9 protein-coding genes are annotated in these 11,753 nt (G+C 47.8%); 7 read left to right on the forward strand and 2 right to left on the reverse strand.

The window, feature by feature from the left end:
* Positions 1–59: 59 nt before the first annotated feature.
* The 3 genes from M3629_RS14700 to M3629_RS14710 are packed head-to-tail and all read left to right on the forward strand — an operon-like array spanning position 60 to position 4,227.
* Entirely contained in the window at positions 60–1,457 is a 1,398-nt protein-coding gene (locus M3629_RS14700) for an alpha/beta hydrolase (protein ID WP_251507623.1), read from the forward strand.
* Positions 1,454–2,878, forward strand: a complete 1,425-nt coding sequence (locus M3629_RS14705) for a BtrH N-terminal domain-containing protein (protein WP_251507625.1) — start codon at positions 1,454–1,456, stop codon at positions 2,876–2,878. The genes M3629_RS14700 and M3629_RS14705 overlap by 4 nt, the downstream gene beginning before the upstream one ends.
* Entirely contained in the window at positions 2,875–4,227 is a 1,353-nt protein-coding gene (locus M3629_RS14710) for a class I adenylate-forming enzyme family protein (RefSeq protein WP_251507627.1), read from the forward strand. Before M3629_RS14705 ends, M3629_RS14710 begins: the two co-directional genes overlap by 4 nt.
* Positions 4,228–4,446: 219 nt before the next feature.
* On the opposite strand, the gene M3629_RS14715 is transcribed toward M3629_RS14710, so the two are convergent.
* Together M3629_RS14715 and M3629_RS14720 are read right to left on the reverse strand one after the other, a co-directional pair.
* On the reverse strand, positions 4,447–6,219 hold the full coding sequence (locus tag M3629_RS14715) for a glycoside hydrolase family 13 protein (protein WP_251507629.1): 1,773 nt from the start codon (positions 6,217–6,219) through the stop codon (positions 4,447–4,449).
* A gap of 217 nt (positions 6,220–6,436) precedes the next feature.
* On the reverse strand, positions 6,437–7,012 hold the full coding sequence (locus M3629_RS14720; RefSeq protein ID WP_251507631.1) for a hypothetical protein: 576 nt from the start codon (positions 7,010–7,012) through the stop codon (positions 6,437–6,439).
* A gap of 479 nt (positions 7,013–7,491) precedes the next feature.
* Between M3629_RS14720 and M3629_RS14725 the strand changes: the two genes are divergently transcribed.
* The 4 genes from M3629_RS14725 (at position 7,492) to M3629_RS14740 (ending at position 11,499) form a co-directional block, all read left to right on the forward strand.
* Entirely contained in the window at positions 7,492–8,511 is a 1,020-nt protein-coding gene (locus tag M3629_RS14725; RefSeq protein ID WP_251507633.1) for an ABC transporter substrate-binding protein, read from the forward strand.
* A 96-nt stretch (positions 8,512–8,607) separates the two neighbouring features.
* Positions 8,608–9,621: a FecCD family ABC transporter permease gene (locus M3629_RS14730; protein ID WP_251507635.1), complete on the forward strand. Its 1,014-nt coding sequence runs from the start codon at positions 8,608–8,610 to the stop codon at positions 9,619–9,621.
* The gene (locus M3629_RS14735) at positions 9,618–10,661 is read left to right on the forward strand and encodes a FecCD family ABC transporter permease (RefSeq protein ID WP_251507637.1); all 1,044 of its coding nucleotides are present in this window, start codon (positions 9,618–9,620) and stop codon (positions 10,659–10,661) included. Before M3629_RS14730 ends, M3629_RS14735 begins: the two co-directional genes overlap by 4 nt.
* Before the next feature lie 13 nt (positions 10,662–10,674).
* Positions 10,675–11,499, forward strand: coding sequence for an ABC transporter ATP-binding protein (locus M3629_RS14740; protein ID WP_145332999.1), 825 nt, complete (start codon positions 10,675–10,677; stop codon positions 11,497–11,499).
* Positions 11,500–11,753: the final 254 nt, after the last annotated feature.

Consider the following 11,753-nt stretch of genomic DNA (forward strand, 5'->3'; position numbering starts at 1 on the left):
TCCGGGGGAGGTTTGCTTAGTTAGTTTGTCCTGAGGGAAAAGGAAGAGAGAGGCGGTTGATGGCAGTGAGCACAGGATCGGTTATAGCGTGTCTGAAAAACATTCAGGCATCGCAGCTCGGCAATAAGAGAAACATTTACGTATATCTTCCGCCAGGTTACGAGGAGCAGATTGAACGGCATTACCCGGTGTTGTACGTTCATGCAGGACAGCGGGCTTTTGGGCCATCCAGTCCGGGAAACGAAACGTGGCAACTTGACCTGGCAGCAGATGAACTCATCTCTGCTGGCCGGATTGAACCCATCATTATTGTTGCGATTGCCCACGTTCGTCCGGTTACCCGCAACGAGTTCTATCACTACGTTGATGCTGAGCAGGAAGCAACCGGCATAGGAGGCTCTGGAATTGAATACGAGCAATTTATTATTGATGAGCTTAAACCGATGATTGATCAGCGATACCGGACAAAGAGAGATAGAGATAATACGGGATTACTCGGTTCCTCGGCAGCTGCATTATGCACCTTGCATATCGGGATGCGTCATCCCAATGTGTTTGGCAAGCTGATCATGATGTCTCCGTACTTTGTGGATGCACAATTGGATGAACAAGCTGAGAATGGACTGCGGGAGAAAAACATGTACCGACTGCCGGATACCATTCCGGATGTGGACATGTGGGTGGATATTGGAGACACCGAAGGACTGTTCTTGCTTGAACAGGTGAGAAGGGTAGTACAGAAGATGCTGGATCGGGGAGCGGATGCAAAAAAGCTGGCTTACTTCGAACAGGCAGACGCTTGCCATCAGGAAGCGGATTGGGGAGCACGTGTGCAATTCCCCCTGTTGTACATGTTCGGCCAAGAAGGGCAACCGACTTCATTAGAGCTATATGGCAGAGATGTCATCGGACTAGAAGGTGGAATGCAGGTAAGGGTTCAGGCGCGGTTCCAGTGTGATAACGGTCTGAGTCAGAACTTACTAAGCGGAGAGTATGTTTCAAGTCATCCCGAAGTTCTTCAGGTTCTTGCAGACGGTACGCTGATTCCTCAGGCCATAGGGAGTGCTACAATTACGCTGGAATCGGGTGATTTAACGGCTACACGAGATTACAGGATTATATCTGAACTAACCCCCGTTGTACAAGTCTGTATGCAGGCAAAGCTTACACCAACTTTCAGGTCATCGGAGCCATGGGAAGAGTTCATCTACGGCGGGATGGGCATGAAGCTTACGCATGCAGGTGATGGTCACTATGAAGGCTGTTATCTTATTCCGCGAGACAGTGGCTTCTCTTTCCGTTTTACCCGTGGTTTCCGGCAATTCGAGACGGATCAGGAAGGCAATCCCATAGCCAATCGAGTATTTCGTGCAACCGAAGACATGTCTCTCCACTATCATATTCAGGCTTGGGGCAGTGCATCTGCCAAAGTAGAAATAGGAGGCTCCATCAAATGATAATCCATTCCTTCGCTCCAACACTGGACATCCCTTACTATTATCCATGCAATTTCCCCTTGATTCATGAAGTGCTTGAGCGGCAGGGTTCCGTTTCAAGTCTTGCCATGCTGGCTGCCAGCCGATTATATACGCTGCCATCATGCGAAGATAACGGCTTGGTGAAGACTTATTTTCACAAGCTGGATTATGAGGAACCGATCTGGAAGATCAATGACCAGCGGGAGCTGGGCAGCTTTGAGGAAGGAAAAATAGAGATTCGGCGGCAGCTTGAAACGGGCAGACTTTTTTTGGCCACAGGCACCAGCTATCATCTGCCTTATTGCGACGACTATCACAATCCCGAGTATATTAACAAACATGTCAAACAAGGCTCAAGGCATTACCTGATGGATCATTGGCTTGCCGTGTATGGCATGGATGAAGACCATATGTATGTCTACGACCCTGTGTTTTACAAGTTTAAAGGCAAGGTGGAACATGCAGCTTTTCATGATTTTTGGAGAGGGCATCAAACGATCCCTGAACTTGCAGAGGTTAAACGGAAGGAGACGCTGCGAACCTACGGAACAACGGATATTCAGGCCAAAGTCCTGCTGGATTCGCAGGGGTACCGGGAGATGCTGGCCCAAGCATTGACTACTCAGGTACATGAATTTTTGACAGGTAGAACGATCATGGAGGGAGCACGGCGTTTTTATTTTGGATATGCTGTCTCTACCAGTCTGATCGATGCACTGGAAGGAAATTTAGGAGGGAATGCAGAGAGCGAAGCGCGAATATCGGGTTTGCTTTTTGATATGCGGTGGAGTCGATATTATTTCCGGGATGTACTCAAGGAGTCTGCTGAGTGGCTGGGTGCGCCGCTTGACCAATACGCCAAGGAATATGAGAACATCATTCTCCGATGGGAAAAGGCCAATCGTTTGCTTCAGGTGGCAAGGATGAAGCAGCGTGAAGGGTGGCAAGCTCAGTTGTCAGGTGTAGTGCAAGAGCTAGCCGCAGATGAATACAACTGGTATTCGTCGTTAAGAAAAGCACTGCCTCAAGCTTCCACATATCCGCGGCAATCCCAAACAGGTATAGACAACGAAAATGAACACAAGGCAGCTCTGCTGCGCATTGTACTGGATAGCTGCCGGGAGCTGAATGCGTATCATAACACATTCATTGCCTTGGATGAGGGCGGTAATGCACCACTATATGGTCGGGATGGACGACTGAATTCACTGGAACTGGTGTCTTTACTGGCTGTAGTAGAGCAGGGCATTGAAGAGCATTGGGGAAGAGGCCTGGGGAACGCTCTCGCCGAGATTGCTGCTGCTTCCTTGCCGGAAAGCCCGTATCAGACGGTCGGCTCGCTGGTGAATTATCTTGCACAGCAACAGACCTTGGGCAGTGATGGGGAGGGTGTGAGGTGATTGATTTTTTGCTAGAGCGATTTGCGGCTCACGGGCAGCACCCGGCGTTTATTTGGGAGGATCAAGAGTACAGTTACGACTGGCTGGTTCGTCAGATTTTTCTCATGGGAGAATGGATCGAGAGAGAGGGGATATCGGGGCAAGTTGTCACATTGGAAGAGGACTATTCTCCCTATGCAGCATCGGCAATGCTGGCATTGCTTGGAGCAGGGTGCATCGTACTTCCGATCGACCGTAATTTGGTCGAAGCGAAACGGGACGAGTACGTAAAGCTTGCACATGTAGCTGTACGCTTGGGTGTAGACGCAGGCAAGCTTTTGGTGAGACAGATACGCGAGACTCATGAAGAAGAAGCGATGCCGTCCATTTTGACTGAATTAAGACTGGAGCAGGTGGGCGGATTAGTTCTGTTCTCCTCAGGCTCGACGGGAGTAAGTAAGGCGACGGTTCACCGGGCAGACCGGTTGTTACAAGCCTTTCGGCGGCAGGTGCGTCCGCTGCGTACTATCCCCTTCATGATGTTTGATCACATCGGCGGGGTGAACACCATGCTACAATCGCTATCCAGCGGCGGGTGCCTGTGTATTGTGGTGAACCGTACTCCGGAGGCAGTGTGCCATACCATTCAGAAACATCGTGTACAGGCGCTGCCCGTATCCCCGACATTTATGAATCTGATGCTTTTGGGAAAACAAGACGAGCATTACGACCTTTCCAGCCTGGAAGTGGTCTCTTATGGCTCGGAAGTAATGCCTGAGTCGGTTTTGGAAGCCTGGACCCGGCGCTTTCCGAGGATCAGGACGATTCAAGCTTACGGCATGTCCGAATTGGGGATTTTACCAACACGTTCTAAAGAACCGGGTTCGCTGTTATTTTCCATTCAGGATGACGAGGTGAAGTGTCGCGTTGTAGATGGAGAGTTACAGATTTATACCGCAACGGCGATGATGGGTTACCTGAATGCTCCGTCTCCTTTTACAGAAGACGGTTGGTTGCGAACGGGAGATGAGGCAGTGGTGGAGGAAGGATATATCCGCATTCTGGGTCGGCGTTCCGAGATTATTAACGTAGGTGGCTGGAAAGTGTACCCTGCTGAAGTGGAGAGTGTGCTTGAAGAGATGGATGGCATTGAAGCGGCGGTAGTTACGGGAGAAGTGAGCGGGATAACAGGCCAGCAGGTGAAAGCGACAGTGCGACTCGCGGGCCCTAGTTCACTGAAAGAGCTTCGCAGGGCTATATGGACTTATTGCCAAGACAAACTACCCGCATACAAAATTCCGCAGAAAATTGTGATTACAGAGGAAGCGTTGGTCAGCTCCCGTATGAAAAAGGTCAGAAAGCCGGTATGATCGCCGCCGGATCATGCATAACCGCTTAATCAGAGGATGATCAGGCTGATGAATCCAATACAATCCATGAACTGGAGAACGCATAAATCCGAAGGGATGTGCGTTTTTTTTGTTCATACAGGAGAGACGTTGCTTCAGACGTAAGGGTGTGCTTTTTATACAAAAAAGGGCCGGACGTTATTCACGTTCAGCCCTTCGGAATTTTACCCTTTACCAAAATCATGCTTCTGCTGGCTGTTTCGCCTCACATTGCAACAAAGAGAAGCCGTATGCGCCGAGCTCCAAGGTCAACTTGTTCTGTCTTGCCTCAACCGAAGCCGCAGTATACAAGTCACGCCATACGTTATGATCTCCCCATCCAAGCTCCAGTGTACGAGGCTCATCACTGGCATTGATCACCAGTACCATACGTTCTCCCGTCTCCGAATCCACACGTTCCATAGCAAGGCAAGGATCACCTGCTTCGGCATACATAATCTTTAACCCCGCGCTGCGCAAAGCTGGATGTTTCTTCCGTACCTCAATCGTATGGATGAAAAATTCAAGCAGTTCCCGGTTCTGTTTGCCCACGTCCCACTCCATACATTTGCGGCAACCTGGATCATATCCACCGTCCAGTCCGACCTCATCCCCATAATAGACGCAAGGCGCACCCGGATAGGAGAAAAGCAACGTGACAGCCAATTTCATTTTGCGTATATCGCCATCACATAACGTCAGTAACCGCGGCGTATCGTGGCTGCCCAGCAGGTTAAACGCTGCTTCGGTAACGGGTTGGGAGTACGCAGCAAGCAGTTTGCCGATCTCGTTGGCGAATTCGAGTCCATCCAGCTTGCCATGCACGGCATAATCCAGTACGGAGTTGGTAAAAGGGTAGTTCATGACTGCATCGAACTGGTCGCCTTGCAGCCACATTAATGAATCATGCCAGATTTCACCGAGCAGGTAAGCATCGGGCTTGATTGCTTTGACCGTCTGACGGAATTCACGCCAGAACTGGTGATCCACCTCATTGGCCACATCCAGTCGCCAACCGTCAATATCCATCTCCTCTATCCAGTAGCGTGCAACCTCAAGCAGGTACGCTTTGACATCCGGGTGCTCCGTGTTGAGCTTCGGCATGAGCGGCTCAAAGGCAAAGGTTTCGTAGGTTGGAATGCCATCCTCAACCCGTGGCGGCCAATCCTTGATGTAGAACCAGTCCGCATAAGGGGAATTAGCGCCATTTTTCATTACGTCGACAAAAGGAGGAAACTCTCTTCCCGAATGGTTAAATACAGCATCCAGAACGACTCGTATACCACGAGCATGACATGCGTCCACTAGCATTCTCAATTGTTCATTCGTGCCAAACTGAGGATCAACTTTCAAGTAATCCGCGGTATTGTATTTATGGTTGGTCGTGGCCTCGAACAATGGACAGAAATAGATGGCTGTGATCCCGAGTTTATGAAGATGATCCAGATGATCCATCACGCCTTGCAGGTCTCCGCCAAAGAAATTGGTAGGTGTAGGCGTACCGCCCCAAGACTCAGCGTTTGCTGGCGTTAGAGATGGGTCGCCATTCGCAAAACGTTCGGGGAAAATTTGATAAAATACAGCATCTTTAACCCAGGCAGGCGGTTCAAAAATATCAACCGGATTCATGAATGGAAAATCAAACATTTCCAGCGGATGATCCGGCAGTGCCTGTTCAAATCCTCGCTCTGTCATCCACACAGAATCTTCCCCCTGGATTAGCTGAAAGGCATAACGAAGTCTGCGGTAAGGCGGAGATGTCTCGGCTTCCCAGTAATCAAACATTTCGTCCCGGGCGAAAATTTGCATAGGAATATGTGTGATCGTCCGATCCCAGGCATATTTATCCCCTGTAATCGCAATGACGGCATCCAAATCTCCCCGTTTGGACCGCAAGCGAATATGCATGGTTGTGCGATTATACGCATAAGACCAGTTCAGTTTGGGACGATGATAAATGGCTTCTAAAATCATAGATATCACTCCTTGTCACATGGTTAAATGCAAAATAGGGCTAGAGAATGCCGTGAAAAACGCGTAGAAAACGCAAAAAAGGCACAACCTCTCATGTTCACGAGGTTGTACCTTTCGGCAGCATAGCCTTTTGATTATACGGTTATTATACGAATTATTTTTGCAAAAGAAAACACTTTTTTTCCTTAATTATCAATTAATTATGGAGCCGAGTATATTACATCTGGAATCCCAGTTGTTCTCCGTATGTCTTAACTTCTTTGAGGTACTGCTCGATGCTCTTCTTACCCGCAGCAACCTTGTCATTGCCCTGCTTGAGGAACGTACGGTTTATTGTTGTTTTAGACACGGCCTTTTTGAACAACTGATAACCTTCCAGTTGTGCGTAGCTGCCTCTAATCAATTTGTCATGGATTTTTTTCAACTCCGTATTCTCCGGTTTGATCTGCTTCAGCATGGAAACATACTTTGTGTAATTCGGGATAGCTGTGTTGTTTAACGTCAAAAAGAAAGATTTGCGATTGGCAGAGGTGATGTATGTGTTTCCGCCTATGGCGTTTATAGCTTTCGTTTCATAAACAGCCGCTGCTTCCAATGCATCTAAATAATCCAGAAAATCTTGGTCATCCGCCGTAAGTTCCTGTTCTTCCTGGTTGATTGTCTCTTCCGTGTTTACTTCGTCCGAAATCACAGTGGAATTGTCTGCTGCCGCAGCGTAATGCCCTGTTGGAAGAACTATGCCGCCGATCAACGCCATACTCATCAGGATCGAAAGAATCCAATGCTTTTTCATAATGTCCGTCCCCTGTCTCTATTTGTGATTTTATTCCAAGGGATAATCTAACATAAGAAGAGATTCATTTACAGGAATAATTTAGGAATAAATGATGAGTTATATGAGCCGACTCTAAGTAGGAAAAGTACAAAGTACGGTCAAATTATTCATAAATATAAGACTTTTATGTATAAATATTAATTTACTTGTATACCGTCACATCATGAAATAGAAGGATAGTTCAAGTTGTATTTGGACCAGAAGAAGTAGGTGACAATTGACATAAGTGGTTACACCAACGTTGGATAATATCGATTTATATTATATGTATTAACCTGAAATTTGCTTTTATAGCGGCGTTTATAGAATAAATGAAGCTGGATATGAATCGTAAATATTTTTCCAAATAAGTGCTTGTCTAAATCACCCAACTCCATTACAATACAATTGATAATGAGATTCAATATCATTTAGAACGAAAAGGGGAGACGGGTTCCATGTTTCGATTCAGTAAAAAGGTATATATTTATGCATCACTTATTCTTATGATTTCGCTGCTGGCTGGCTGTGCTTCAGGGGGAAGTGCGGGTACAACCAATACAGCAAGCTCAGCAACAAGTGGTAAAAGTGCTGAAGGTAGCACGAATGGAGATCAAGCGGTCAAAGCTACAGACGAGACTCGGGTAATCAAACATGCCATGGGGGAAACAAAAATCACGGGAACTCCGCAACGAATCGTGACACTGTTCCAAGGTGCGAATGATGTCGTTGTTGCACTTGGCGTGAAACCGGCAGGTGTCGTGGAATCATGGGTGCAGCAGCCGGTATATGAATATCTGCGTAAAGATCTGGATGGCGTACCGCAAGTAGGTCAGGAATCCCAGCCGAATCTGGAAGAAATCAACAAGTTGAAGCCTGATCTTATTATTGCTACCAAAATTAGAGATGAAGAAATCTATGATCAGCTGTCCCAGATCGCACCAACGGTCGTGACCGAAACGCTGTTCGATTGGAAAGAAACATTGAAGATGGTCGGGGAAGCAATGAACAAAACAGAGCAATCGAATAAGCTACTTGCCGATTGGGAGACACGCGTAGCGGATTTCAAAGAGAAAATGGGTGACCGTCTGCCGATTGAAGCAACCATTACTAACTTCAGAGCAGATCAGGTTCGTATTTTCTACATGGGTTATGCAGGTAAAATTCTGAAGGAACTTGGATTTACAAGACCAGCGGGCCATGATGCAGATAAATGGGGTGTTGAACTGACATCCAAAGAGGCCATTCCGGATATGAATGCAGACATGATTTTTAATTTCAATTCAGGTACGGATACGGCTGCGATCGAGAAAAATTATAAAGATTGGACGAGCAGTCCGCTCTGGAAAAACCTTGATGCTGTGAAAAACAATCAGCTGTACCAGGTCGATGAGGTAGCCTGGAACATGGCAGGCGGATATACATCAGCCAATATGATGCTGGACGATCTATACAAGCTGTTCAACCTGAATAAATAATAACCGGATTAGGATCTGCCATGCACCAGAACTTTCGTTAGCAAAGTGTATGGGCAGGCAGGTCCTGTTTCACTTCATAGATGAAAGAGTGAGAGTATGTTTCCCCTTTTTACCAAGGCAAGTGCGAAAATATACGGGTTAGTTGGTTTGTTCATTCTTATGCTAGTCGCTGCAACCGCCAGCATGATTCTGGGACGCACACCGATTACGTTTCATATGTTGTGGGATGCGGTTCAGTCCTATGATGAAACATCAGTAGAGCATGTGGTGCTTCTGACAGAGCGATTGCCACGCACGATTATTGCGGCTGTTGTAGGGGCAAGTCTGGCTGTTGCAGGCGGACTGATGCAGGCACTGACGCGTAATCCGCTGGCATCCCCGAGTGTGTTCGGAATTAACTCAGGCGCCATTTTTTTCATTGTTATTGCTGTTGTTGTACTGTCCGTTTCATCCTTGACCACGATGATGTGGTTTGGATTTGCCGGGGCAGCCATATCAGCAGCTATTGTATATAGTTTGGGTTCACTGGGGCGTGATGGCCTGACGCCAATCAAAATTGTATTAGCGGGTACCGCTATTTCAGCCTTGTTCGCCTCCTTCACCCAAGCGATTCTTGTGCTGGACGGCACGGGACTGCAGGATGTTCTGTTCTGGCTTGCCGGTTCGGTAAGTGGACGAACACTGGAGATTCTCTATCCGGTTCTACCTTATATGGCGGTAGCCGCAGTGGTGTCGTTATTTATGGGGAGAGCTATCAATTTGTTATTAACAGGGGATGACATTGCCAAAGGCATGGGACAGAACGTACTTCTGGTGAAAGTGATGATGGGAATCGTTACGGTAGTACTCGCGGGTGGTTCTGTAGCAGTTGCCGGTTCCATAGGTTTGGTGGGTCTGGTCGTACCACATATCATGCGTGCATTTGTTGGCAATGACTACCGCTGGCTTGTCCCGTATTGCTTCTTGGGTGGAGCGATATTGCTAATGTCAGCTGATGTCGTAGCAAGGCTGGTCATTATACCGCAGGAAGTTCCGCTGGGTGTAATGACGGCATTAATCGGCGGACCCTTCTTCATCTATATCGCCCGGAAGGGGGTGACGAAGATATGAGGAAGATGCTGACATATCGGAATAAAAAAGATACTGTTTCCATTCAAGTGGAACGTAAGTCCGTGATGGTCATCGCTGTATGTGTCCTTCTGTTTCTGGTAGCAGGGGTAGTCGGAACAAGCTTAGGCAGTGACTTTATTTCTCCACTGGACGTCCTTCGCACCATCTTTGGACTGAATGCAGGAGAGCATGATTTCGTCGTGCTGACACTCAGGCTTCCACGTGTGTTGTTATCTCTGCTTGTCGGGGCCGCACTGGGAATGTCGGGAGCACTGCTCCAGGGAATTATCCGTAATCCACTTGCCTCACCTGATGTCATCGGTATAACGGGTGGTGCTGCAGTGGCAGCTGTAGGATTTGTAACATTACTGGGTGGAGCCGTAAGCATTAAATTGCTACCACTCTTTGCGGTCATCGGTGCGATGGTAACAGCATTCATCATTTATATCTTGGCCTGGAAAAAAGGAGTCAGTCCGATCCGGCTGGTGCTGATCGGTATAGGCGTATCGGCTATAACGGGCGCTGGCACGACCTTTATGTTGATTTTAAGCCCGTTCTATACAGCAAGTCAGGCTTATATTTGGCTAACTGGCAGCATCTATGGAGCCACATGGACAGATATTCAGACGATATTACCTGTGATTATCATCGTTCTGCCCCTCGCCATGTGGTTTGGTCGCAGTTTGAATGCACAGGAGTTCGGAGATGACCTTGCCACAGGGCTTGGCGTTACGGTGCAGTGGCATCGATCTGCCTTGTTATTATGCAGTGTGCTTCTCGCCGGGATTGCTGTGTCTGTCGCAGGTACGATTGGCTTTGTGGGTTTAATTGCTCCTCATATTGCACGAAAACTGGTAGGGCGGATGTTTGGAAGTTTGCTGCTGGTATCCGGCTTTGTAGGTGCTTTATTGGTATGTACAGCCGATCTCATTGCCCGAACGGCATTTCTGCCGCTGGATATCCCTGCAGGCGTATTTACCGCAGGAATTGGTGCACCGTTTTTTCTGTATCTATTATTTAAGAATCGAAACCATTATTGAGGAGGAGAGAGCCGTGAGTATTCTGGAAGCCAAACAGCTTACCATCTCTTATGGAGCAGATCCGATTATAGAAAACTTGAACCTGACCATTCCGAAGGGAGAGATTACAGTCCTGATCGGCAGTAATGGTTGCGGCAAATCGACGCTGCTGCGTACGATGGCAAGACTGCTGAAGTCCAGTTCAGGCACTGTGCTATTGGATGGTGAAGAGATTGCAAAGCTACCCACCAAAGAAATCTCAAGACGCATGTCTATTCTGCCCCAAGGACCGACGGCACCGGAAGGTTTGACCGTGAATCAGCTGGTTCGTCAAGGACGCTATCCTCATCAGACATGGCTTAAACAATGGTCGCGTGAGGATGAGCGCATGGTTGAACTGGCTCTTGCGTCTACACATCTGACTGAACTTGCAGATCGTCCTGTTGATGCGTTATCCGGTGGTCAGCGTCAACGCGCATGGATCGCGATGACCTTGGCACAAGGTACAGAAACATTGCTGCTGGACGAGCCTACAACGTATCTGGATATGACACATCAGATTGATATTCTGGATCTGCTGTTTGAATTAAATGAACGGGAGGGGCGTACCATCGTGATGGTGCTTCACGACTTGAATCTGGCTTGTCGATACGCACATCATATCGTTGCGGTGCACAACAAGTCCATCTACGCAGAGGGTAAACCGGAGGATATCATCACTCGTGATCTCGTACGAAACGTTTTTCAGATGGAGTGTGACATTGCTGTAGATCCGTTATTCGGTACACCCACCTGTATCCCGCACGGAAGAGGCAGGAAGCTGCATGAAACGCAGCAACGTTATACACAGATGGCTTGATAAACAAGAGCTTCGAGGCACCTGTTGGTCAAAGATACCCGTAATGCTGAATCGGTACGTTTGCTATGCCTTTTTGGCAAATGCTACGATTCTTATAGCATCATGGACACAGCCGTATACGTCATGTTCTTACGGCCATCCATCCCCCAAATTATTCCTCAGTACCATCAATTTATTGTCATGTGGATAACGAAACAGGCAAGCAGAGGATTTGGAAACTCCATAGCTTGCCTTGTTTGTTATGCCTAAGTATG

Source organism: Paenibacillus polysaccharolyticus (assembly GCF_023714295.1).
Classification (GTDB): Bacteria; Bacillota; Bacilli; order Paenibacillales; family Paenibacillaceae; genus Paenibacillus; species Paenibacillus polysaccharolyticus_A.